17 protein-coding genes are annotated in these 23012 nt (G+C 74.2%); 4 read left to right on the forward strand and 13 right to left on the reverse strand.

Translation table 11 applies throughout. The features are described from left to right. Positions 1-538: 538 nt before the first annotated feature. Positions 539-1546 (reverse strand): stage II sporulation protein M, encoded by a 1008-nt coding sequence (locus IE271_RS07120; RefSeq protein WP_190189345.1) that lies wholly within the window; start codon positions 1544-1546, stop codon positions 539-541. A gap of 115 nt (positions 1547-1661) precedes the next feature. Here IE271_RS07120 and IE271_RS07125 point away from each other — a divergent pair, with 115 nt between their 5' ends. Next, positions 1662-2708, forward strand: a complete 1047-nt coding sequence (locus IE271_RS07125) for an RDD family protein (RefSeq protein WP_190189346.1) — start codon at positions 1662-1664, stop codon at positions 2706-2708. A 48-nt stretch (positions 2709-2756) separates the two neighbouring features. Here the strand turns inward: IE271_RS07125 and IE271_RS07130 are convergent, their stop codons facing one another. The 9 genes from IE271_RS07130 to IE271_RS07170 form a co-directional block, all read right to left on the reverse strand. After that, positions 2757-3371 carry a hypothetical protein gene (locus IE271_RS07130; RefSeq protein WP_190189347.1) on the reverse strand — a complete coding sequence of 205 codons (615 nt, stop codon included), beginning with the start codon at positions 3369-3371 and terminating at the stop codon, positions 2757-2759. Positions 3372-3468: 97 nt separating this feature from the next. Then, positions 3469-4926, reverse strand: a complete 1458-nt coding sequence (gene ahcY, locus IE271_RS07135; protein ID WP_190189348.1) for an adenosylhomocysteinase — start codon at positions 4924-4926, stop codon at positions 3469-3471. Between the two features lie 662 nt (positions 4927-5588). Beyond that, positions 5589-6566 carry a cation diffusion facilitator family transporter gene (locus IE271_RS07140; protein ID WP_190189349.1) on the reverse strand — a complete coding sequence of 326 codons (978 nt, stop codon included), beginning with the start codon at positions 6564-6566 and terminating at the stop codon, positions 5589-5591. A gap of 255 nt (positions 6567-6821) precedes the next feature. Next, positions 6822-7973: a mannose-6-phosphate isomerase, class I gene (gene manA / locus IE271_RS07145; protein WP_190189350.1), complete on the reverse strand. Its 1152-nt coding sequence runs from the start codon at positions 7971-7973 to the stop codon at positions 6822-6824. A 199-nt stretch (positions 7974-8172) separates the two neighbouring features. Next, complete coding sequence (locus IE271_RS07150; RefSeq protein WP_190189351.1) at positions 8173-9309, reverse strand: SIS domain-containing protein; 1137 nt, start codon at positions 9307-9309, stop codon at positions 8173-8175. Between the two features lie 29 nt (positions 9310-9338). After that, positions 9339-9509 (reverse strand): Trm112 family protein, encoded by a 171-nt coding sequence (locus tag IE271_RS07155; protein WP_190189352.1) that lies wholly within the window; start codon positions 9507-9509, stop codon positions 9339-9341. A gap of 281 nt (positions 9510-9790) precedes the next feature. Further along, positions 9791-11155, reverse strand: coding sequence for a phosphomannomutase/phosphoglucomutase (locus IE271_RS07160; protein WP_190189353.1), 1365 nt, complete (start codon positions 11153-11155; stop codon positions 9791-9793). A gap of 92 nt (positions 11156-11247) precedes the next feature. Continuing rightward, positions 11248-12864, reverse strand: coding sequence for an L-lactate permease (locus tag IE271_RS07165; protein WP_190189354.1), 1617 nt, complete (start codon positions 12862-12864; stop codon positions 11248-11250). A 421-nt stretch (positions 12865-13285) separates the two neighbouring features. Further along, positions 13286-13708 (reverse strand): DUF3499 domain-containing protein, encoded by a 423-nt coding sequence (locus tag IE271_RS07170; protein ID WP_190189355.1) that lies wholly within the window; start codon positions 13706-13708, stop codon positions 13286-13288. 420 nt (positions 13709-14128) lie between these two features. On the opposite strand from IE271_RS07170, the gene IE271_RS07175 reads away from it, so the two are divergent. Further along, positions 14129-14581: a metallopeptidase family protein gene (locus tag IE271_RS07175; protein ID WP_190189601.1), complete on the forward strand. Its 453-nt coding sequence runs from the start codon at positions 14129-14131 to the stop codon at positions 14579-14581. A gap of 193 nt (positions 14582-14774) precedes the next feature. On the opposite strand, the gene IE271_RS07180 is transcribed toward IE271_RS07175, so the two are convergent. From IE271_RS07180 to IE271_RS07190, 3 genes are all read right to left on the reverse strand, one after another. Beyond that, positions 14775-16286, reverse strand: coding sequence for a DUF5719 family protein (locus tag IE271_RS07180; protein ID WP_190189356.1), 1512 nt, complete (start codon positions 16284-16286; stop codon positions 14775-14777). Next, positions 16283-19963, reverse strand: coding sequence for a glycosyltransferase (locus IE271_RS07185; RefSeq protein WP_190189357.1), 3681 nt, complete (start codon positions 19961-19963; stop codon positions 16283-16285). The genes IE271_RS07180 and IE271_RS07185 overlap by 4 nt, the downstream gene beginning before the upstream one ends. A gap of 269 nt (positions 19964-20232) precedes the next feature. Further along, complete coding sequence (locus IE271_RS07190) at positions 20233-20499, reverse strand: WhiB family transcriptional regulator (protein WP_190189358.1); 267 nt, start codon at positions 20497-20499, stop codon at positions 20233-20235. 701 nt (positions 20500-21200) lie between these two features. Between IE271_RS07190 and IE271_RS07195 the strand changes: the two genes are divergently transcribed. Next, positions 21201-21788 (forward strand): cysteine dioxygenase, encoded by a 588-nt coding sequence (locus IE271_RS07195; RefSeq protein WP_190189359.1) that lies wholly within the window; start codon positions 21201-21203, stop codon positions 21786-21788. Between the two features lie 109 nt (positions 21789-21897). Next, the gene (cofD, locus tag IE271_RS07200; RefSeq protein WP_190189360.1) at positions 21898-22857 is read left to right on the forward strand and encodes a 2-phospho-L-lactate transferase; all 960 of its coding nucleotides are present in this window, start codon (positions 21898-21900) and stop codon (positions 22855-22857) included. The last annotated feature ends 155 nt before the right edge of the window (positions 22858-23012 follow it).

Genomic DNA, 23012 nt, shown 5'->3' on the forward strand with positions numbered 1-23012 from the left:
GGTATCAACATATCTGGCGTTGACTTTTGGCACACTGTTGAGTTCTCAAGGAACGGACGCTTCCTTCGTACTCACCCTCTCGGGCTTTCCTCCGGGCACTTTCCCTTCGGTCTTGCGTCTCCGACTCTATCAGATCTTTCCGATCCGATTTCCTCGGCGCTTTCCAGGTTCCCGCTCTCGCGTTTCCCTTTCCGGCGGTTCCGACCTTACCAGATCCTTTTTCCGTTCCGTTTCCGGTCGGAATTCGTTTCCAGTGGCCGATCGGGGGCCTTTGCCGAATCGGTCTCCTTGCGGCTTCCTTTTCGGCGGGTCCGACTTTATCAGAGGTTTTCGACCGGGCTGACCGGCCGTTCATTTCTGAATAATCGGGAGGTGTCTCTGCGGAAGAGTGTTCCGGGGAGACGAGCAGATGCTCACGGTTGCCGCTGAGCCTGTCCGGCTTCAGGCAACTGTTCGAATCTACCTCCCCGCAGCAACGGCGTCAACCGGGCTCGCGAGGAGGACAGGAGACTAGCAGCACGCCCGGCGTGCACGCACATCAGGCGGCGGTCGGTACCGACGCGCTGCGCTCGGCGTCGTCCAAGTCTCCCGTCTCGCCGGCGCGCGCCGCGCGTCCGCCGAGGACGAAGACGTACGCCAGGAACAACAGCTCCGCCGCCACGCCTATTCCGATCCGGGCCCAGGTCGGGAGCCCGGAGGGAGTGACGAAGCCTTCGATGGCGCCGGAGACGAAGAGCACCAGCGCCAGGCCGATCGCCATCCCGAGGGCCGCCCGGCCCTCCTCCGCGAGTGCCGTGCGTCTGGTGCGGGGGCCGGGGTCGATCAGGGTCCAGCCGAGCCGGAGGCCGGTGCCTGCGGCGACGAAGACCGCCGTCAGCTCCAGGAGGCCGTGCGGAAGGATCAGCCCCAGGAAGGTGTCCAGGCGGCCGGCGGACGACATCAGGCCGATTCCGACGCCCACGTTGAGCATGTTCTGGAAGAGGATCCAGAGGACGGGGAGACCGAGAAACACCCCCAGGACCAGGCACATCGCCGCGGCCTGTGCGTTGTTCGTCCAGACCTGGGCGGCGAACGACGCGGCGGGATGGCTTGAGTAGTACGTCTCGTACTCGCCCCCGGGGCGGGTCATCTGCCGCAGCTCCTCCGGGGCCGCTATCGAGGACCGCACCTCGGGGTGGGCGCCGATCCACCACCCCAGGAGGGCCGCCACCGCCGTGGAGAGCAGGGCCGTGGGGACCCACCAGCGGCGGGAGCGGTAGACGGCGGCCGGGAACCCGTACGCCAGGAAGCGTGCGACATCGCGCCAGGAGGCACGGCGGGTGCCGGTGACGGCGCTGCGCGCACGGGCGACGAGCCGGCTGAGGCGGCCGGTGAGCTGGGGGTCCGGGGCACTGGACTGGATGAGGGACAGATGGGTCGCCGTCCGCTGGTACAGGGAGACCAGTTCGTCGGCCTCCGCACCGCTGAGACGGCGCCTGCGGCGCAGGAGGGCGTCGAGCCGGTCCCACTCGGCGCGGTGGGCGGACACGAAGACGTCGAGGTCCATCGGTTCGACTGCTCCTGGCTGCTCGTCGTATGTGTCAGCTTGTCGTACTGCGGCGCGATGCTCCCCAGCTTGGCAGACTGGCTGTTCTCGGGGAGGTTCGGGGAAGGACGGGGACGTGAGTGAGCTTGTGACGGGCGAGGCGGTGGCGCTGGAACTGCGTCCCGCGAAACTGCCGAGCCGGGCACTGGCCGTGCTGCTCGACCTGCTGGTGACGATGGCCGCGTACGTGGCCGTCACCCTCGCCCTGCTGGCGGCGACGGCGTCGCTCGACGCGGCGGCGCAGACGGCGGTGTCCATCGCCGCCTTCGTCCTGGTGCTGGTGGGCGGACCGATCGCGGTGGAGACCCTGAGCCACGGGAGGTCGCTCGGCAAGCTGGCGTGCGGGCTGCGCGTGGTGCGGGACGACGGGGGGCCGATCCGGTTCCGGCACGCGCTGGTGCGGGGGGCCGTGGGCATCGTGGAGACCCTGATGACGTTCGGGGTCGTGGCGTGCATCGCCTCGCTCGTCTCGGCGCGGGGGCGGCGGCTCGGCGACGTGTTCGCGGGGACCCTGGTCGTACGGGAGCGGGTCCCCGCGGGCCGCGCGTCCTTCGTGCCCCCGCCGCCGCCCTGGCTGGCCGGGCACTTCTCCGGTCTCGACCTGTCGGCGGTACCGGACGGGCTGTGGCTGGCGGTGCGCCAGTACCTGACGCGGATGCAGCAGCTGGACCCGCAGGTCGGGCACGCCATGGCGGAGCGGCTGGCCGCCGACGTCGCCTCGCGGACCGGGACCCCGGTTCCGTACGGGGTGCCGCCGGCGGCGTTCCTGGCCGCCGTGGTGCACGAGCGGCAGGCGCGGGAGGCCCGGCGGGCGTTCGGCGACGGCGGGGCGGGAGCGGGTACGGGAGTGATCGGTCCGGCAGGATCCGCAGCGGTCGCGGGCGGTCCGGGCGGTACGGCGTTGCGGGCGTCGGCTCCGGCGCCCGGACCGGGACCGGCGCGGCAGCCGGCGTCCTGGACGCGGCAGCCCGCGCCCTCCCAGGGCGGCTTCCAGGCCCCTGAGGCCCCGCAGACTCCTCGGCCGCCCGCCGCTCAGCCGCCCGCCGCGCCTGCGCCGACGGCGCCGCGGGACGAGCGGGCCGGGGCCGAGCGCCCGGCCGGCGGCTTCGTGCCGCCTGCCTGACGCCCCGCCGCCGCGCGTACCGGCCGGTACCGGCCGGGTCCCGCCGCGTCACTCGAAGACGGACGGCGGTGTCTCCAGGTCCTCCAGTTCGACGCCGGGAGCCGAGAGGACCACGTCGCCCGCGAGGTGCACCGTGCTCCGCTCGCCCGTGTCCAGCGCTGTGACCTCGTACGCGTCCACGGTCAGCGGGCCGTTGTCGGTGGGGTGTGCTTCTCTCGACACCAGGGCCCAGGACTGGTCGACGGTGAGGGGGGCCAGGACCGGGTCCGTGAGGGCGACCAGGCGTACGCGGGTGGCGGGGGAACCGGGGGTGAGGCGCAGCAGCCGCGCGGTGGCGACGAGGAACGCCGGGGAGGCGCCGGTGAAGGCGTGGGCGCGGACGTTGCCCTCGGTGGCGTGCTCGCCGGTCGGGTCGGTGCGGACCCAGGTGACGCCGTCAAGGGCGGCGCCGCGCACCTGCCAGCCGCCGGCGTGCAGTTCGAGGCGGATGGGGCGGCCGAGGTCGTCCAGGGCGAGGTCGACGGAGCCGGAGCGGTCGCCGGAGGGGGTGGTCAGCTGCGAGACGTAGCGCCAGCCGGAGGGGCCGGGCGCGCAGTGGAAGTACTCGTCCGCGAGGGGGGTGTGGTCGTGCGGGTCGTGGAGCGAATAACGGCCGCGGGGCATGGGGCTGGGGTCCTTCGCACGGGGCAGGCCCCCGCCGTGGCGGCGGGGGCCTGCTGTACTGCCGGGGAGCGTCCGCCGGGCGCGGGGCTCGGTGGGCTCAGTAGCGGTAGTGGTCCGACTTGTACGGGCCCTCGACCTTCACACCGATGTACTCGGCCTGCTCGGGGCGGAGCGTGGTGAGCTTCACGCCGAGCGCGGCCAAGTGCAGGCGGGCGACCTTCTCGTCGAGGTGCTTGGGCAGCACGTAGACGCCGGTCGGGTACTCGGAGGGCTTGGTGAACAGCTCGATCTGGGCCAGGGTCTGGTCCGCGAACGAGTTGGACATCACGAAGGACGGGTGGCCGGTGGCGTTGCCCAGGTTCAGCAGGCGGCCCTCGGACAGCACGATGATCTTCTTGCCGTCGGGGAACGTCCAGGTGTGGACCTGCGGCTTGACCTCGTCCTTGACGATGCCCGGGATCTTCGCGAGGCCGGCCATGTCGATCTCGTTGTCGAAGTGGCCGATGTTGCCCACGATCGCCTGGTGCTTCATCTTGGCCATGTCCGAGGCCATGATGATGTCCTTGTTGCCGGTCGTGGTGACGAAGATGTCGGCCTTGTCGATCACCTCGTCGAGCGTGGTGACCTGGTAGCCGTCCATCGCCGCCTGCAGCGCGCAGATCGGGTCGATCTCGGTGACGATCACGCGGGCGCCCTGGCCGCGCAGGGACTCCGCGCAGCCCTTGCCCACGTCGCCGTAGCCGCACACGACCGCGGTCTTGCCGCCGATCAGCACGTCGGTGGCGCGGTTGATGCCGTCGATCAGGGAGTGGCGGCAGCCGTACTTGTTGTCGAACTTCGACTTGGTGACGGCGTCGTTCACGTTGATCGCCGGGAACAGCAGGGTGCCGTCGCGCTGCATCTCGTACAGGCGGTGGACGCCGGTCGTGGTCTCCTCGGTCACGCCGCGGATCTCCGAGGCGAGCTGGGTCCACTTCCGCGGGTTCTCGCCCAGCGTGCGGGTCAGCAGCTGGAGGATCACGCGGTGCTCGTCGGACTCGGCGGTGTCGAGGGACGGGACCGCGCCGGCCTTCTCGTACTCGACGCCCTTGTGGACGAGGAGGGTGGCGTCACCGCCGTCGTCCAGGATCATGTTCGGGCCGCCGGTGGGCGAGTCGGGCCAGGTCAGCGCCTGCTCGGTGCACCACCAGTACTCCTCCAGGGTCTCGCCCTTCCAGGCGAAGACCGGGACGCCCCGGGGGTTGTCCGGGGTGCCGTTCGGACCGACGGCGATGGCGGCGGCCGCGTGGTCCTGGGTGGAGAAGATGTTGCAGGAGGCCCAGCGGACCTCGGCGCCCAGCGCGACCAGCGTCTCGATCAGCACGGCGGTCTGGACGGTCATGTGCAGGGAGCCGGTGACGCGGGCGCCGGCCAGCGGCTGCGCCGCGGCGTACTCCTCGCGGATCGACATCAGGCCGGGCATCTCGTGCTCGGCGAGAGTGATCTCCTTGCGGCCGAACTCGGCCAGGGAAAGGTCGGCGACCTTGAAGTCCTGTCGGTTCTCGACAGTCGTCATGGGGAGCTGCTCCTCGGTGTTCGGGTCGAGGTGGATACGGCTGATCTGCGCGGCGGCGGGACACGGGCGTACCCGTACAAGGGCACAGGCGTCCCCGGGACGCGCAGCGCAGTCCGTCGGAGGCCCTCTCTCCCTCGGCCGGTCCGGGTGGGACCGCCCGACCGCCATCAGCAGCGACGTCTGGCTCACATCAAAGCTACACCGGTCACCGCAGTGCGCCCCAGCCCGCCTCCGGCGGCGCCGGGCCGCTGACCGGAAGTGTCCGGTACCGGCCGCCGGGCCGCCCCGGGAGCGGCCGGGGGCCGTTCCCGAGGCCGCTCCCGGCCGCCGCGGGCCGGGGGACGCGCGTCCTGCGGGGGTTGCGCGACCGGGCCGGGACCGGGTGCGGCGGGACCGCTGCTCCCAGGCCCGGTCGCGGCCCGGCCGGCACACTCCAGGTCCGGCCCGGCCCGGTCGGGAACGGAACGCACAGGTCCAGGAACGCGTGGGGCCGGAAACGCGTGGAGCGGAAGAGACGCGGGGCGCAAAACCGTGGGGCCCGCCGGGTGTGCCGGAGGGCCCCACGGGCCGGTCTTCGGCGATCGGTCCGATCACGCGCCGGGACCGGCCACGCGTCGGTGATCGGTCCGGTCACGCGTCGGCGACCGGTCGCGGGCGGTCGGTCAGTGCTCCGCGACGCGGCTCGGGCCTCCGGGCGTGGCCTCGGGGTCGGCGCCCCTGGCGGCCTCGGACTCGCGGTAGACGTCGGGCTCCAGGTAGATGACGCGGGCGATCGGCACGGCCTCGCGGATGCGGGCCTCGGCGGCGTCGATCGCGGTGGCGACCTCGGTCGCCGTGTCGTCGTGCTGCACCGCGACCTTGGCGGCGACCAGCAGCTCCTCGGGGCCGAGGTGCAGCGTGCGCATGTGGATGATGCCGGTGACCGTCTCGCCGTCGACCAGGGCCTTCTCGATCTTCTTGACCTCGTCGACGCCCGCGGACTCGCCGAGCAGCAGGGACTTGGTCTCGGCGGCGAGGACGAGCGCGATCAGGATCAGCAGGACGCCGATGCAGAGGGTGCCGATGCCGTCCCAGACGCCGTTGCCGGTGGCCAGGGCGAGGCCGACGCCGCCGAGCGCGAGGACCAGACCGACCAGCGCGCCGAAGTCCTCCAGCAGTACGACCGGCAGCTCGGGCGCCTTGGCGCGGCGGATGAACTCCTTCCAGGAGAGCTGGCCGCGCAGTCCGTTGGACTCCTTGATGGCGGTGCGGAAGGAGAAGCCCTCGGCGATGATCGCGAAGACCAGGACGCCCACCGGCCAGTACCAGTGCTCCAGCTCGTGCGGGTGCTTGATCTTCTCGTAGCCCTCGTAGATCGCGAACATGCCGCCGACCGAGAAGAGGACGATCGAGACGAGGAAGGCGTAGATGTAGCGCTCGCGGCCGTACCCGAAGGGGTGCTGCGGGGTCGCCTCGCGCTGGGCCTTCTTGCCGCCGAGCAGCAGCAGGAACTGGTTGCCCGAGTCGGCGAGCGAGTGCACGGACTCGGCGAGCATCGACGACGAACCGCTGAAGAGGAACGCCACGAATTTCGATACCGCGATCGCAAGGTTGGCGGCGAGTGCCGCCACGATCGCCTTGGTGCCCCCTGAAGCGCTCATCTGCTCCTGCTGTCCCTTCGTACCCGTCGTACCCGTCGCACGCCGTCCCGGAGTTCGCCCGTACCCGTACCCCGTTCCTCGTACGTCGCACGTCGCACGCCGGTCCGGGCTTTGCCCGTCCTTTGCGGTGGGTCATTGTTGCAGCCCGGAGCGGTGTGAGCGCGCCGGGCCACCACAGTCACCGCGCGGGACGGCCGCCGGCGGCGCGGCGGACCGTCGCGGGCGCCGCCGCTCCGGACCGCCGCGGGCGCCGCGTCAGACCACCACGGTCGCGCGGAAGAGCGTGCCGGTGCCGGACACCTCGGTCCGCTCACCGGCCGGTACGAAGACGGAGCCGCCGGGCGCGAGGTCCAGGTCGCCGACGCGGACGGAGCCCTCCGTGGCGAGGAGGATCTGCGCGGTGGCGCGCGTGAGGTCGCGGGCGGGCGCGCCGGCCGGCAGGACGTACCGCGAGAGGCGGAACTCGTCGATCGGCGTCTCGTAGACCTCCTCGCCGTCGGGCGAGGCCTCCGGGCGCAGCACGCCGGGCGCGCTCGCCTCGAAGCGGACGACGCGCAGCAGTTCGGGGACGTCGACGTGCTTGGGGGTGAGGCCGCAGCGCAGGACGTTGTCGGAGTTGGCCATGATCTCGACGCCGAGGCCGTTCAGGTACGCGTGCGGGACGCCGGCGCCGAGGAAGAGGGCCTCGCCGGGCTGCAGCGTCACGTGGTTGAGCAGCATCGCGGCGATCACGCCCGGGTCGCCCGGGTAGTGGCGGGCGATGTCGGCGTACGGGGCGTACGCGCCGCCGAGCCGGGCGGCCGCCGCGGCCGCCTCGCCGACCGTCGCGGCCATCGCGTCGGGGTCGGCCGTCAGCACCGCGGTGAGGACCTCGCGCAGAGCGGCCTCCTCCGGGTGGGCGCGCAGCAGGTCGACGTACGGCTTCAGGGAGTCGACGCCGAGGCCCGCGAGCAGGCCGGCGGCCTCGGCCGGGGCGCGGAAGCCGCACAGGCCGTCGAACTCGGTGAGCGCGCAGATGAGCTCGGGCTTGTGGTTGGCGTCCTTGTAGTTGCGGTGCGGGGCATCGGCCGGGACGCCGCGGCGCTCCTCGTCCTCGTAGCCCTGCCCGGCCTGCGCGAGGTCGGGGTGGACCTGGAGGGAGAGGGGCGCGCCGGCGGCGAGGACCTTCAGCAGGAACGGCAGCCGGGGTCCGAACCTGGCGACGGCGGGGGCGCCCAGCTCGCGCTCGGGGGCCGCGTCGACGACCTCGGTGAGGGGGCCGCGGGGGGTGCGCGACGGGGCGCCCGGGTGCGCGCCCATCCACATCTCGGCCTGCGGCTCGCCGGTCGGCTCGATGCCGAGGAGCCGCGGGATGGCGGTGGTGGAGCCCCAGGCGTAGGGACGGATGGTGTTGTCGAGGCGGTCCATGCGGTCTCTCTGCCTGTCCTTTGCGTCGTGCCGCCGCCGGCGGCCGCTCGGCGTCGTGTCGCGTTCGCGGTGCGGCGGGGCGGGCGGGCTATGGGCGGGGCCGGGCCGTCGGACGTACGTCCGTACGTCCGGGCGGACCGGGGCCGCGCCGGGTGTCCGGGCCGGGCTCGGGCCCGTCCGGGACAAGATCACGCCGTCGTCAGGTGCCCGAGGCGAGCGCCAGGTAGACGGCGGCGAAATCCGTGGTGGCGATCAGTTCCGCGAGGGACTCCAGCTCGCCGCCCTCCTCCGGCTCCAGCTCGCTGACGGCGGTGTCGTGGGCGAGGGCCAGCTCGCGGGCGGCGGGGGCGGCGCTGAGGCCGCCGGCGGGGCGGTCGCGCAGCAGCACCACCCGCGCGTGCAGGGCCGCCGCGTCCTCGACGCGGTCGCGGAAGAAGTCGTCGGAGCCGGAGTTCGCGGCGAGGTCGCCGGAGAGCAGGGCGCCGTGCGCGGCGAGCGCCTCGGGCAGCTCGGCGGCGAGGGCGGGGCGGCCGGCGAGTTCGGCGAGGGCGGCGGCGAACCGGCGGCCCGCCGGGCCCGCGGCGGGCCCCTCGGTCCAGATCACCGGCAGGGCCTCGGCGAGTTCGGCGGCGAGCGTCTTGGCGGGGTTGCCGTAGGTGGCGACGGCCGGGCCGCAGCGCTCGGCGACGCGGTCCAGGCGGTCGGCGACTTTCTGCAGGGCCTCCGGCGGCGCGGTCACCAGGCCGGTGCGGTCCAGCAGCGCGAGCAGCGGGGTGAGCAGCGCCCACAGGACGCCGGGCGCGGAACCGGCGGCCGGCTCGCGCGCCTCCTCCCGCTCGTACGGGGCGGTCGCCATCGGGACGAACAGTCCGCGCGCCGCCTCCACCGCCTCGGTCAGCGGGGTGCGGGCGGGGGCCACGGCCACGACGGTGCAGCCGCGGCGGTACGCCTGCTCGGCCAGGACCGCGAGGCCGGGCTCGCCGCCGTCGGGCGTGACGGCCAGCAGCAGGTCCAGGGAGCCGGCCCAGCCGGGCAGCTCCCAGCGCAGGGCGCCCGCGGCGGGGGCGACGCCGGTGGGCGCCAGCCGTACCACGGGGCAGCCGGCGCCGGCGAGGGTGTCGAGCAGGTCGGCGACGCACTGCGCGGCGGTGCCCGGGCCCGCGATCAGCACGGCGCGGGGGCGGCCGTCAGGGCGCAGCGCGGTGACGCCCGCCTCGGCGGCGTACCGGGCGGCCGTGCGGACGCGGGCGCCCGCTTCGGCGGCGCCTCTGAGCAGGCCCCGGCGGTCCGCCTCGGACAGCGCCTCGGGGGCGTCGAGCAGCGATTCGTCGAGCATGGTCGGCAGCCTCCGGTCGCCGTGCGCCGTTACGCGGGGCGGCGGGCCTCGTCGACGAGCAGGACGGGGATGCCGTCCCGGACGGGGTAGGCCAGGCCGCAGTCCTGCCCCGTGCAGACCAGCTCGTTCTCCTCCTCCTTGAGGGGGGCGTGGCAGGCCGGGCAGGCGAGGATCTCCAGGAGGCCGGCTTCGAGCGGCATGGGGTGTCCCTTCGGACGGACGGATGCGGCCTGGTCAGAGTACCGCTGCGAGCGGCGGGGGACGGGGCCGCCCGGAACCCGCGGACCGGGCTTCCGGGCGGGCAGATCCGGCACGGGCCGGACGGACCGGACGGTACCGCGCGGTGCGGACCGGGCGGATCGGGCGGTACGCATGGTGCGGGCCGGGCGGGTACTGCCTCCGCCCTGTCCCGCCTCCGCTGCCGCTGCCGCCGGTCCCCGCTGCCGGTCCGCACCGCCCGCCCGCACCGCCCGCCCGGGGCTCACGCCCTGATGATCGCGAGCGCCTCGTCGCGGATCTTGTTCATCGTCGGCTCGTCGCGCGCCTCCGCGTTCAGGCGCAGGAGCGGCTCGGTGTTGGACGGGCGGACGTTGAACCACCAGTCGCTGTTCGTCACCGTCAGGCCGTCGAGTTCGTCGAGCACGACGCCCTCCCGGCCCTCGTACGCCGCCCTGATCGCGGCGAGCCGGTCCGCCTGGTCGTCGACCGTGGAGTTGATCTCCCCGGAGCCCACGTAGCGGTCGTACCGGTCGACCAGGCCCGACAGCGGGCCGTCCTGGCCGCCGAGGGCGGCGAGGACGTGCAGGGCGGCCAGCATGCCCGTGTCCGCGTTCCAGAAGTCCTTGAAGTAGTAGTGCGCGGAGTGCTCGCCGCCGAAGATGGCGCCGGTGGTCGCCATCTCCGCCTTGATGAAGGAGTGGCCCACGCGGGTGCGCACCGGGGTGCCGCCGTTCTCGCGGACGACCTCGGGGACGGACCACGAGGTGATCAGATTGTGGATCACCGTGCCCCTGCCGCCGTTCCTGGCCAGCTCGCGGGAGGCGACCAGCGCGGTGATCGCGGACGGCGAGACGGGTTCGCCGCGCCCGTCGACGACGAAGCAGCGGTCGGCGTCGCCGTCGAAGGCGAGACCGAGGTCGGCGCCCTCCTCGCGGACCCGCTCCTGCAGGTCGACGAGGTTCTTCGGGTCGAGCGGGTTGGCCTCGTGGTTCGGGAACGTGCCGTCCAGCTCGAAGTACATCGGGACGAGTTCGACCGGCAGTCCGGCGAGGACCGTCGGCACGGTGTGCCCGCCCATGCCGTTGCCCGCGTCGACGACGACCTTGAGCGGGCGGATCGAGGTGAGGTCGACCAGGGAGCGCAGGTGCGCGGCGTAGTCCTCCAGGGTGTCGCGCCGCGTGACCGTGCCCGGCGCGGCGGCCGGCCCGGGCGCGCCCTCGTCGGACCACTTCTCCACGAGTGCGCGGATCTCGGCGAGGCCCGTGTCCTGGCCGACCGGGGCCGCGCCCGCCCGGCACATCTTGATGCCGTTGTACTGGGCGGGGTTGTGCGAGGCGGTGAACATCGCGCCCGGCAGGTCCAGCGCGCCCGACGCGTAGTAGAGCTGGTCGGTGGAGCACAGCCCGATCTCCGTGACGTCGACGCCGCGCGCCGTCGCCCCGCGCGCGAAGGCCCGCGACAGACCGGGGGACGACGGCCGCATGTCGTGCCCGACCACGATCGCCGCCGCGCCCGTCACCTGCGCGAAGGCGGCTCCGAACAACTCGGCCAGCGACTCGTCCCACTGGTCGGGGACCACCCCGCGTACGTCATACGCCTTCACGATCTGCGACAGATCAGCAGCCACAGCCGGCCCTCCTGGAGTCCTCATCGGTGGGGCCAAACTACCCGTATCGGCCGACGGTGCGGTGTGTACTCACCCACCCCGCGCGAACAGATTTACGGAAGCATCCACTCCAGGACGGGCGAGCTCTGCCCCACGACGATCAGGCACATCACCAGCAACAAACCGATGCTCCACGGCAGCACCTTGCGCAGCAGGTCGCCCTCACGGCCCGCCAGGCCGACGGCCGCGCAGGCGATGGTCAGGTTCTGAGGCGAGATCATCTTGCCGAGGACGCCGCCGGAGCTGTTGGCGGCGGCGAGCAGCTCCGGCGGAAGGCCGGACTCGCGCGCCGCCGTCACCTGGAGCGCGCCGAACAGCGCGTTGGCGGAGGTGTCGGACCCGGTGACCGCGACGCCGAACCAGCCGAGCACCGGCGACAGGAAGGCGAGCCCGGCCCCGGCCGCCGCCACGAAGTGGCCGATGGTGGCCGCCTGCCCGGAGAGGTTCATGACGTACGCGAGCGCCAGCACGCTCGTCACCGTCAGGATCGCGAACCGCAGTTCGTGGACGGTGGCGCCCCACTCCCGCGCCGCGTCGCGTGCGTGCACGCCGAGCACGACCGCCGTGCACAGCCCGGCGAGCAGCACCAGGGTGCCGCCCGTCGCCACCAGGGGCAGCGAGAAGACGTTGCCGCCCACGGGCTCGCCGTCGGGGTTCGCCACGTCCAGGAAGGGCCAGTCGAAGGTCCGGGTCGCCTTCGCCAGCAGGTCCTTGACGGCGGGGAGCTGGGCGACGGAGAAGATCACCACGATCAGCGCGTACGGGGCGTAGGCGCGTGCCACCTCGCGGCGCGGGTCCGCCACGTCGAGGTCCTCGCTGCGGGCGCCGGTCAGCACGGCGGCCCGTACGGGCTCGGCCGCGGGCCTGCGGGCCCGCGGCACCGCCACGAGGGCGCCCGCGCCGGCCAGGGCGGCCCCGATGTCGGCGAGTTGCGCGGAGACGTGGTTGGAGGCCAGGAACTGGGCGACGGCGAAGGCGAGTCCGCACACCAGGGCGGGCGCCCAGGTCTCCCGCAGCCCGCGCCGCCCGTCCACCAGGGCGACGAGCAGGAGCGGCACCACGAGGGCCAGCAGCGGCGTCTGGCGGCCCACCACGGAGGAGACGGTCTCCAGCGGCAGTCCGGTGACCTGGGCGAGCGTGACGACCGGGGTGCCCATGGCGCCGAAGGCGACGGGCGCGGTGTTGGCGACCAGGGCGACCACGGCGGCCCGTACGGGTTCGAAGCCGAGCGCGACCAGCATCACCGAGCAGATCGCCACGGGCGCACCGAAGCCCGCGAGGGCCTCCAGGAGCGCGCCGAAGCAGAAGGCGACGACGAGCGCCTGGATGCGCGGGTCGTCGGACAGGCGCCCGAAGGAGCGGCGCAGGATGTCGAAGTGCCGGGTGCGGACCGTCATCCGGTACACCCACAGGGCGTTGACGACGATCCACAGGATGGGGAAGAGGCCGAAGAGGGCGCCCTGGGCGGCGCCGGAGAGGGTCTGGCCGACCGGCATGCCGTACGCGAGCACCGCGACCAGGGCCGCGGCTGCGAGACCGATGAGCCCGGCCAGGTGCGCCTTCGTGCGGACGCCGCCGAGCAGCACCAGGACGAGGACGAGGGGCAGGGCGGCGACGAGGGCGGACAGGCCGAGCGAGCCGGCCACGGGATCCAGTTCCTGGACGTACACACGACCTCCCGGATTCCGCGATGCGGAAAGCCATTTCATGGGCAGGCTGAAAAATGGTCGTGTCCGCGACAAGCGCGCGTCAATGGGTCGTGCGGCAGCGATCCGGACCGGCGTGCGCGCAGGCGCGGACGCGGGCGCACTCCCGGGCCGTCCGAGGACCGTTCCGGAGGTCCTTCCGGGGACCACTCCGGGGAAGGGGAGTTATGAAACGCGGCACCCGGGAAACGGTACGGAAGTGATCACGCCCGCCGGGAGGTCGCACCGACGGGGACGACGGAACGGCACGCGAGCGGAACATCTGAACAGCGGGACGCGGGACAGCGGGAGGCCGGGGCCGGGGCGACGGCGGATCGGAGGACCGCGCGACGGGCGCGGCGGGCCCGGAAGCCCGAACGGCGTGTCTCCGGCGGAGCGGCGGGGCTCAGGAGTCCGGCGAGCGCAGCACCCTCAGGTGGCCGCGGCGGGCGACCTCCATCGGGTCGGCCGAGCGGGCGCCGCCCCCGGCCTGCGCGGCGCGCTCCTGCGGACGGGCGGCCTCGCGCACGGCGTTGGCGAGCGCTTCGAGGTCGTCGCCGCTGGGGCGGGACGGACCCGAGGCGTCGGCGAGCCGGACGACCTCCCAGCCCCGGGGGGCGGTGAGCCGCTCGGAGTGCTCGGCGCACAGGTCGTAGCAGTGGGGCTCGGCATAGGTCGCGAGCGGGCCGAGGACCGCGGTCGAGTCGGCGTAGACGTACGTCAGCGTCGCAACGGCGGGACGGCCGCAGGCGGTGCGCGAACAGCGACGTACAGGGCTCACGACGTTGGACGGTACCGCACTCTTGAGCGGGCCGCGACGACTCTCCATCAGGTCACTCCACCGTGTCGTGCTGTGATCATGCCCACACAGTTCTCTGAACCCACGCTCCTGACCAGCCATTATGCCCAGTTTTACAGTGTCGAACCGTCTTCCGTCCGGTCACTGCGGGGTACAAAGCATGCCATTTGCCATGAGATCCACGGTCCCGGAGAGATACGGAATCGAGTCCAACCGTGACCGGAACGGTCATCAGGAGACATGCTCGGACGGCTCGCCGGAACTCCGGTTTCGGCCGCACCGGGGCACGGGTCCCGCGTACCCGGACCGCGCGCTCCGATGCCCCTCGAAAGAGTGTCACGGACGGCGGACGCGCGGCGGCGCGAACCGCCGGACGCGCGGGCGGCGCGGCCCCGGCCCACGGCGCGATTCCGGGCGCCGGACGCGTACGGGGACTACTCTTCACCGGTGATGGACAACCCCGTACCGCCCCGCGCCGCCGGCCCGAGGCCCCGCCGCCGTGACCGCCACGGCAGGGGTATGCGCGGTCCCGTGGCACCGCCCCAGGTGCCGCTCGCCGCGAGCCGCGCGGAGGTGTTCGCCGACCTGGTGCAGGACTCCGTGGAACGGCTGGAGCGGCGCTGGCCGCAGCTGGCCGACATCGAGTTCGTCGTCCTGGAGGTGCCCCGGCTCGACGCGGGGACCGTGGACGGCTGGAGCGACGAGACGGTGCCCCTGGGCGGCACGGTCCCGGCGCGGAACGGCCGGCCCGCTCACGTCGTCGTCTACCGGCGCCCGGTGGAGATCCGCACCAAGGGCCGCGACGAACGCGCCGCCCTGGTGCACGAGGTGGTCGTGGAACAGGTCGCCGAACTGCTCGGCCTGACCCCGGAGACGGTCGACCCGCGCTACGGCGAGGACTGAGGGCCGGGGCCCCGGGAGCGCCGGCCGGAACCGTTGAGGACAGCAGGCCGAGAGCCGCCGAGGGAGACGGGCCGTGGACCGCTGAGGGCGGCGGCCGAGAGCCGCCGGAGGAGACCCCCAAGGGCCGCCGAGGACCGCCGAGGGGCGGCGGCCGGGGCAGCCGGGCTCCGGGGCGGTCCCGGGGCCCGCCCCCCTACTTCTGCAGCACCGACAGGTCCTGCTCCGCCTCCGGCACCGCCACCGTGCCGCGGTCGTCCGGGAGCGTCTGGGTCGTGAACGCCGAGACGCCGCCCACCGGGACCACCAGGGTGCGCGCGGCGTGGACGGGGCCGCCGGACACCGGCTCCACCGTGAGCGCGTACGTGCCCTTGAGGCCGCTCGGGACGGGCACCTCGACGTTCTGGGTGGTGCCGCTCCTGACCGTGTACGTCTTCGCCGCCGCCGTGCCCCCCTCGCTGCCGGCGGACGCGGTGACCTTGACCTTCGCCGTGCCGCTGGGGGCCGTCAGGGAGAGCGTGGTGCCCTTGGAGCGGTTGTCGACGGCCGTCGCGCGCGAGGTCACCGGCGCGGTGGCCGGGATGAACGCCGTCTCCTGCTTGCTCCCCTCGCCCCGCACGACCTGCAGGGCGGCGACCACGGGCACCGACGTGCCGGTGGGCGTCAGGATCAGGGAACCCGCCTCGCCGCGCGTGACGTCGCCGAGGTCGACGGAGGCGGTCATGCCCGCCTTCACGTGCAGACTCTCGTTGCCCGCCGGGGTGATCGTGCCGGACGGGGAGGCCAGCCGCAGCTTGAGGTCGGCGTCCTGGTCGCCGGGCGCGAAGGCGACCAGGCGCACGGACGCGGCGTCCTCCGGGATGCCCGGCAGGACGAGCGCGCCCGCCGGGTCGGCCGACGCGGCCAGCCAGTCGCCCCCGAGGCTGTCGTCGAGGGCCTGGACGGCGGCGGCGACCCGCCCGCTGCGCACGCTCACGTGCACGGTCAGGTCGGCCTCCGCCTTGTCGGCGAGCGTGGACAGCAGGATCGGCTCGCTGGAGCGCGGCTTGACCTGGATGCCCTCGCCCACGGTCGACTTGAGGGCGCCGTCCTTGCCGTACAGCTCGACGTCGACGACGGCGGCGGAGTCGTCGGGGTTGGTCAGGTGCACGTAGTCGGTGCGGCTTTCGGCGGTGCTCGCGCCCGGGAACCAGAACTCCGTGTCCGGGGCCGTGCACGCGGTGCCGAGCAGTCCGCGGCCCGTGCCCGCCGTGACCTCGGTGGTCTGCTGGACGGTCCAGCCGGGTGCGGCTTTGCCCCCGGCGGTGCCGATCAGCGCCGGCGCGTCGGCGGCCGAGGTCTCGCCGGTGACCGGCTTGCCGGGCTCCCCGGGTGTCAGGGCGGGCTTCTCCCGCTTCTTCCCGTCGTCCTTCGCCCGGTCGCCGGCCTCGTCCCCGCCGTCCGCCGTCTGCGTGGCGGCCGCGGTGAGTTCGGCCTCGCCGCCGCCGGCGGCGTCCTTCACGACCGGCGTGAAGGACGTGTAGGCGGTCTCCGCGAGGTCGGAGGAGCTCGGTGCCGGGCAGAGCAGGCTCGTGCGCTCCACGGGCAGCCGGGCGGCCGCCGGCGCCGTGCCGCCGCCGGCGGCGTCGGGCCCGGTGAGGACGGCGAACCCGGTGACGGCGGCGAGCGCGGTCACGCCGGCGAGGAAGGACAGGGTGGTGCGGTTCACTGCTGGCTCCCGTCGGGGCGCTCACGGTCGGTGCCGTACGGCTGCTGCCGCGCGGCGTCGTACGCCGGGTCGTAGCCCTGCGCGTACGGCTGCGACGGGTCGTACGGGGGCGTCTGCGCGGCGTCGTACGCGTACGGGTCGTACTGCCCCGCCTGGTACGGGTCCGCCTGGTAGGCCTGCTGGTCGTAGGCGCCCGCGGCATACTGCCCGTCGTCCTGGTACGGGCCGTTCCCGTACGGGTCGTAGCCCGCGCCGCCGTACCCGGCGGCGTCCCACTCGCCGTACGCCTGCTGCTGCGGGACCGCGGGCGCCGGGGCCTGCGCGGACGCGTACGGGCCGGGTCCGCCGTCGCCGTCCGGCTCCGCACGGTGCCCGTGATCCGGGTCCTGCTCCCGCTGCTGCTCGGCCTCCGCCTCCGCCTGGGCGCGCAGCCTGCGGGCCCTGCGGCCCTCTCCCTCGGCCGCCGGCGCGGGCGCGTCCGGCTCCTCGGGCAGGTCGTCGTCCACGTCGCGGCGGCGGCCCGGGAGGGCGAGCACCACGAGGACGACGGCGAGCAGGCCCTGCGCCCACAGCCACGCGGTGTGGCCCAGCGGCGCCTCGAAGGTGACGTCCAGGCGGCCGCCGGCCGAGGGCAGTTCGAAGCCCTGGGCCCAGCCGTCGACGGTGGTCGGGGTGAGCGGCTTGCCGTCGAGGGTGGCGGTCCAGCCCTCGTCGGCGGAGTCGGCGAGGCGCAGGACGCGGCCCTCGCCGCCCGAGGGCAGCGTGGTGTGCACCTCGACGGGGCCGGCGGCGACCGGCTCGGGGTCGCCGGAGCCGGCGACGACGGTGACGCGGGCGACCTGCCGGTCCACGCGCCACAGGGCGCCGCCGTCCTGCTGGCTGAGCCGGGTCAGGCCGGGCGTGGCGTCCAGGACGCGGGCGACCTGGCGGGGCGCGCCCTTGTGGACGAGCACGTAGCGCACGGCGAAGCCGCCGAGCTGGTCGGCCTGGTCGGCGCCGGAGCCGGCGACGAGGTTGGCGACGACCTTGTCGAGCTTCGCGTTCTCCCCGCCCTCGGCGGCCAGTTCGGCGTCGCCGAGGCGGGCGCCGGAGCCGCGCACCAGCGTGTAGCCGACGCGGGCCGCGGAGTCGCTGTCGAGGACGAGCGTGCGGGCCTGGTCGCGCGTGCCGCTCTCCTCGGCGACGAACGCGGGCACCTGCACGGGGTCGCGGCGCTCCACGGGGCCGTCGGCGCCGCCGATCATCCAGCCGGCGGCGATGAGCAGCGGCCCGGCCGCCGCGGCGAACGCGATGAGCGCGGCCAGCGGCTGGCGCCAGCCGAAGCTCTGCTCGGCCACCCGGAAGCGGGCCCCGTCGGCGCCGAGCGCGGCGGCCGCGAGGAGGGCGAGGCCGTAGACGAGCGTGGCGGGACCGGCCCAGACCGAGCCGTTGGCCAGGACGGCGACGACGAGCGCCACCAGGGCGGCGGTCCACGCGGCCCGGATGCCCCACTGCCGCTCGCCGCGCAGCAGCGCGGCCAGGGCGGCGCAGACGACGCCGAGCAGCATGAGCCCGCTGACGGTCCCGGGGCCGCCGGGGCTGGCGCCGAGCAGGTCGAGCGCGGAGGCCGCGCCCGCGCCGTACTCCAGGCCGGCCTCCCGGAAGAAGCCGAGCGGCAGCAGCGACAGCGACCAGGGCGCGAGGACCAGCAGCGGGGTGCCGAGCTGGGCCAGGAAGCGCAGCCCGTAGGCGGCGATGTCGCCGCGGCGCACGGCGAGCAGCGCGACGCCCAGGACGAACGCGATGGGCCACACGACCGGCGTGAAGGCGGTGGTGACCGTGAGCAGCAGTGCGTACGCCCAGGTCGCGCGCCAGCTGCCGCGCTCGCCCGGGGTGTTGCCCGCTCCGGCCGCGGCGACGGCCGCGCGCGCGATGAGCGGCAGCAGCACGGCGAGGACGGCGGTGCCCAGGTGGCCGCCCGCGAGCGCGCCGGTGGCGGCGGGCAGGAAGGCGTACGCGACGGACGCCCAGGCGCGCAGCAGCCGGGACGGGACGAGCGGGCGGGAGGCGAAGTACGCGGCGGAGCCGGCCAGCGGCACGGACGCGATCAGCAGCACGGTGACCGCGAGGCCGGTGGAGCCGAGCAGGACACTGGCGAGCAGCGCCACCAGCGCCAGGTACGGCGGCGCGGACTGGGGGCCGCCGGCGCCGACGGGATGCCAGGCGTCCAGGTAGCGGGACCACAGCTCGGAGGCGCCGGCGGGCGCGGGCAGCAGCGAGCCGCCGGCGAGGGCGCCGCCGCCGAGCAGCGCGCGGCAGGCGACGAGGGAGACGAGGAGGAGGACGGCGAGGAGCACCGGTCCCGGTCTGCGGGCGACGCGCTTGAGCCGGGCGAACTGCTCGACCTCGAGGAAGTCGGCGTCGTCGCCGCCGGGCCCGGACTCCACGGCCCCGCCGTGCCGTCCGGCCGCGGACGCCTCCTGGTCGGAGCCGCCGAAGAGATTGCCCGCGACCTGCTCGACGGTGGCCCGCACGGTCGCGCCGGGCGGCGGGAACAGCGGCCGCAGCTCTCCCTTGTCGACCTGCGGGCGGCCGCGCCGCCCGCGCCCCGCGAGGATCCGCTCGGGGCGCAGCAGCGTGCCCAGGAGGCCGCGGATCTCGTCGACGGCCTGCCCGGGGACCTTGCCGACGAGGTACGCGAGCGTGCGCAGCACGGTGCCGACGACCAGCCGCAGCAGCACCCAGGGCAGTGCGGCGCCGCGCGTGTTGACCAGGAGGGTGTAGACGGCGCCGGCCTTGTCGACCATGTGCGGGGAGGCGGCGGTGCGGCCCACGCAGTCGACGGTGCGGCGCTCGCGCGAGGCCGCCTCGGCGTGCCGGACGACCGCCTCGGGGGCGACCAGGACGCGGTGCCCGGCGGCCTGGGCGCGCCAGCACAGGTCGATGTCGTCGCGCATCAGGGGCAGCCGGCGGTCGAAGCCGCCGAGCTCCTCGAAGACGTCGCGGCGGATCAGCATGCCGGCGGTGGAGACGGCCAGCACGGGCCGTACGTGGTCGTGCTGGCCCTGGTCCTGCTCGCGCCGGTCGAGGCCGGTCCAGCGGCGGCCGCTGTTGGCGATGGAGACACCGACCTCCAGCAGCTGCCTGCGGTCGTACCAGCCGCGGAGCTTGGGGCCGACGATCGCGACGTCCCGGCCGAGCTCGTGCTCGTTCTCCACGACGCGCAGCATCCGGGCGAGCGCGTCGGGCTCGGGGGCGCTGTCGTCGTGCAGCAGCCAGAGCCACTGGACGGGTTCGCCGTGCGGCAGCTCCGGCATGTCGTACGCGTCGTCGCGCCAGGTGCGGGTGACCGGGTCCCAGCCGCTGGGGCGCTTCAGGTACGGCAGGTCGTCCGGGGTCAGCACGCCGGCGGTGCCGACGGCCTCCTCGACGGCCTGGCCGAAGCCGGTGCGGCGGGCGAGGTGCAGGACCCGGTCGTCGCCGAGGGCCTCGGCGACCAGGCGGGCGGAGTCGTCCGCGCTGCCGGTGTCGGCCGCCACGGCGTTCTGCACCGGGCGCTCCTGGCCGAGCAGGCCGGAGAGCGCGTCGGGCAGCCAGCGGGCTCCGTCGTGGGAGACGAGCACCGCGGTCACCACGTGGCGCGGGAACTCAGGGGCGGCAGCGTCGTGGTGGGCTGCCGTATGGCTGTGCACGGACATCGAGGTACGGGCCCCGGTTCGATGGACTGCGGTGGACGCCTGTGCCCGGCGGGGGCGCAGGGGCGTCTCGGACGGAGGCCCACACTAACGGCTGGGCAACACGACGGCCCGCCGCCTGTGGACAACCCACCTGCGCCGGGCCTGCGTTACGTAGAGATGTGTGCCGATTGGTCGGCGGGGCGCCCCCCGCGCGCGGGCGGCCGGTTCCCGTCGGCGCCGCCCGGGGTGCCGCCGCCGCGTCCGCCGTGTGCGCGGCGTGCGCGGTGGCTTCAGACGGCGGCGGCCTTCTTCAGGCGGCGCCGCTCGCGTTCGGACAGGCCGCCCCAGATGCCGAACCGCTCGTCGTTGGCGAGGGCGTACTCGAGGCACTCCGAGCGGACCTCGCAGGAGAGGCAGACCTTCTTGGCCTCCCGGGTGGAGCCGCCCTTCTCGGGGAAGAACGACTCGGGGTCGGTCTGGGCGCACAGCGCGCGCTCCTGCCAGCCGAGCTCCTCGTCCGCGTCGTCGACCAGCAGTTGCTGCACCAGCTCGGTCATGTGCGCCCCTCGTCTGTCTTTCGCGTCCCCGTGATGCTGCCGTTACCGATTACGGCTGAACGACACGAGTGAAATTACAAGTGTGTGGCTCCGGGCGAGTCAAGCCGAGATCTGCTATTGGGCCCCTTATTCACTCTGCGGAACCAAGGCTTTGCGGAAAGTGTTCAAATCGGCAAAAACCAGGACAAGCAGAGGGGTCCGCCCGAGCCTCCCCTCTCGGAGAGAGCCTCTGCCGAGAAGGACGCCCGGAAGGACGATCTCGTTCCGACACGCGCGGCGAAGCGAACCGGATCACATTCCGATCACGGCATCGCAACGGCGACGCATGCCCGGTGAGCGCCATGTGTCCCCGAAGCCACGGGGACAAACCTTTCGCCACCCGGATGGCCCCGATGAGGTGACGAAGCACCCATTCGGGGGTGGGAAGTTGACAGCCGTGGTGTGAACCGATCTCCTTGTGGGCATGCTCGCGACTTCGGCGCTCACCCCGACCCGCTCCGCCGGGTCCCATGGTGCTGCCCGCGCTCGCTGTAGCTGTTGCTGTCCCGGCTGTTGAGCCCCACCGCGCTCCGGCCGCCGTCCCCGTTCCCCGGGGGCACCCCCCTCCGCCCGCACACAGGGCACGCCCGTCGTCCGTGACCCGGACGGCCCGTTCCGCGGAACCCCGCATCCCCTCCCAGGCCCAGGGACCACGTCACCCCATGAACAGCGACAGCGACCTCCAGATCGCCGGCGACATCCTCGAAGTACCCCACCTCCTGCAGCCCGCGCGCGAGCACCCGGCCACCGTGGCCGAGTTCGTCGGTCTCGCCCGCTCCTTCGCCCGCGACCGCTCCCGGTGGGCGCACCTCGTCGAGTACGACGCGACGACGCGCTGGTACCACCGGCTGCGCAGCGTTCCCCAAGCTCTCGACCCCGCTCGACCAGGGGAGGCCCCGATCGGCTACGAGGTGTGGCTGCTGTCCTGGGTGCCCGGCCAGGGCAGCGGACCGCACGGCCACGGCCCCTCGTCCGGGGTGCTGACCGTCCTCGAGGGGACGCTCACGGAGCGGACGCGCGGCGGCGCCCGCACCCTGGCCGCCGGCGCGCAGCGCGTCTTCGCGCCCGGCTACGTCCACGAGGTCGTCAACGACGCGCTCGAACCGGCCGTCAGCCTGCACGTCTACTTCCCCGGGCTGACCGAGATGCCGACGCACCCGCGCCCCGGCTCCGGCGCGGCCGCCGCGACGCCCGCCTCCCACTGCTCCCCGTACGGGCCGCACGGCCCGGTGGACGCGGTGACCGCCTGACGCGCCGCGGGCGCCGTCCGCGGGACGGGTCCGCGCGACCGGCCCGCCCGGTGTCCGGACGCCACCCCTCGACGGATCGGCCCGGCGGCCGGACTGACACACTGTTTCCATGCGCATTGTGGTTCTGGCAGGCGGTATCGGCGGTGCCCGCTTCCTGCGCGGCCTGAAGAAGGCCGTGCCCGACGCGGACATCACGGTCGTCGGCAACACCGGGGACGACATCCACCTCTTCGGCCTGAAGGTCTGCCCGGACCTCGACACGGTGATGTACACGCTGGGCGGCGGCATCAACGAGGAGCAGGGCTGGGGCCGGGCCGACGAGACCTTCCACCTCAAGGAGGAGCTCGCGGCGTACGGGGTCGGGCCCGAGTGGTTCGGGCTCGGCGACCGGGACTTCGCGACGCACATCGTGCGCACGCAGATGCTGGGCGCCGGCTTCCCGCTCAGCGCGGTGACCGAGGCGCTGTGCGACCGGTGGAAGCCGGGCGTGCGGCTGATCCCGATGTCGGACGACCGGGTGGAGACGCACGTCGCCGTGGAGGTGGACGGCGAGCGCAAGGCCGTCCACTTCCAGGAGTACTGGGTGCGGCTGCGGGCCTCCGTGCCGGCCGAGGCGATCGTGCCCGTGGGCGCCGAGCAGGCCGAGCCCGCGCCCGGCGTGCTGGAGGCGATCGCCGAGGCCGACGTCGTCCTGTTCCCGCCGTCCAACCCCGTCGTCTCCGTCGGCACGATCCTGGCCGTACCCGGCATCCGCGAGGCGATCGCCGAGGCGGACGTCCCGGTCGTCGGGCTCTCCCCCATCGTCGGGAACGCGCCCGTGCGCGGCATGGCCGACAAGGTCCTCGCGGCCGTGGGCGTGGAGTCCACGGCGGCCGCGGTGGCCGAGCACTACGGCTCGGGGCTGCTCGACGGCTGGCTCGTCGACACGGTCGACGCGGACGCCGTGGAGCGCGTCGAGGCGGCGGGCATCCGCTGCCGCGCGGTGCCGCTGATGATGACCGACCTCGACGCGACGGCCGCGATGGCCCGCGAGGCGCTGGCACTGGCCGAGGAGGTGCGGAGCGCTTGAGCAGCGTGCCGCCCGCCGAGCGGGAGACGCCGCGGGCCGCGGAGCCGGGGACCGCGGCTCCGGGGCCGGCGTCCCCGGCCGCCCCGGCACCGGGGACCACCGCACCGGGATCCGCCGTACCGGCCGCCGCGCCGTCGGGATCCGCCGCGGCGCCG

The organism is Streptomyces minutiscleroticus (assembly GCF_014650875.1).
In the GTDB taxonomy this organism is placed as follows: Bacteria; Actinomycetota; Actinomycetes; order Streptomycetales; family Streptomycetaceae; genus Streptomyces; species Streptomyces minutiscleroticus.

What these genes read in the sequence shown, in the direction of transcription:
- IE271_RS07130 (WP_190189347.1), bottom strand. Translation starts at nt 3,371, where the DNA reads ATGCCCCGCGGCCGTTATTCGCTCCACGACCCGCACGACCACACCCCC.
- IE271_RS07185 (WP_190189357.1), bottom strand. Translation starts at nt 19,963, where the DNA reads ATGTCCGTGCACAGCCATACGGCAGCCCACCACGACGCTGCCGCCCCT.
- cofD (WP_190189360.1), top strand. Translation starts at nt 21,898, where the DNA reads ATGCGCATTGTGGTTCTGGCAGGCGGTATCGGCGGTGCCCGCTTCCTG.
- manA (WP_190189350.1), bottom strand. Translation starts at nt 7,973, where the DNA reads ATGGACCGCCTCGACAACACCATCCGTCCCTACGCCTGGGGCTCCACC.
- IE271_RS07140 (WP_190189349.1), bottom strand. Translation starts at nt 6,566, where the DNA reads ATGAGCGCTTCAGGGGGCACCAAGGCGATCGTGGCGGCACTCGCCGCC.
- IE271_RS07175 (WP_190189601.1), top strand. Translation starts at nt 14,129, where the DNA reads ATGGACAACCCCGTACCGCCCCGCGCCGCCGGCCCGAGGCCCCGCCGC.
- IE271_RS07120 (WP_190189345.1), bottom strand. Translation starts at nt 1,546, where the DNA reads ATGGACCTCGACGTCTTCGTGTCCGCCCACCGCGCCGAGTGGGACCGG.
- IE271_RS07170 (WP_190189355.1), bottom strand. Translation starts at nt 13,708, where the DNA reads ATGGAGAGTCGTCGCGGCCCGCTCAAGAGTGCGGTACCGTCCAACGTC.
- ahcY (WP_190189348.1), bottom strand. Translation starts at nt 4,926, where the DNA reads ATGACGACTGTCGAGAACCGACAGGACTTCAAGGTCGCCGACCTTTCC.
- IE271_RS07150 (WP_190189351.1), bottom strand. Translation starts at nt 9,309, where the DNA reads ATGCTCGACGAATCGCTGCTCGACGCCCCCGAGGCGCTGTCCGAGGCG.
- IE271_RS07195 (WP_190189359.1), top strand. Translation starts at nt 21,201, where the DNA reads ATGAACAGCGACAGCGACCTCCAGATCGCCGGCGACATCCTCGAAGTA.
- IE271_RS07155 (WP_190189352.1), bottom strand. Translation starts at nt 9,509, where the DNA reads ATGCCGCTCGAAGCCGGCCTCCTGGAGATCCTCGCCTGCCCGGCCTGC.
- IE271_RS07190 (WP_190189358.1), bottom strand. Translation starts at nt 20,499, where the DNA reads ATGACCGAGCTGGTGCAGCAACTGCTGGTCGACGACGCGGACGAGGAG.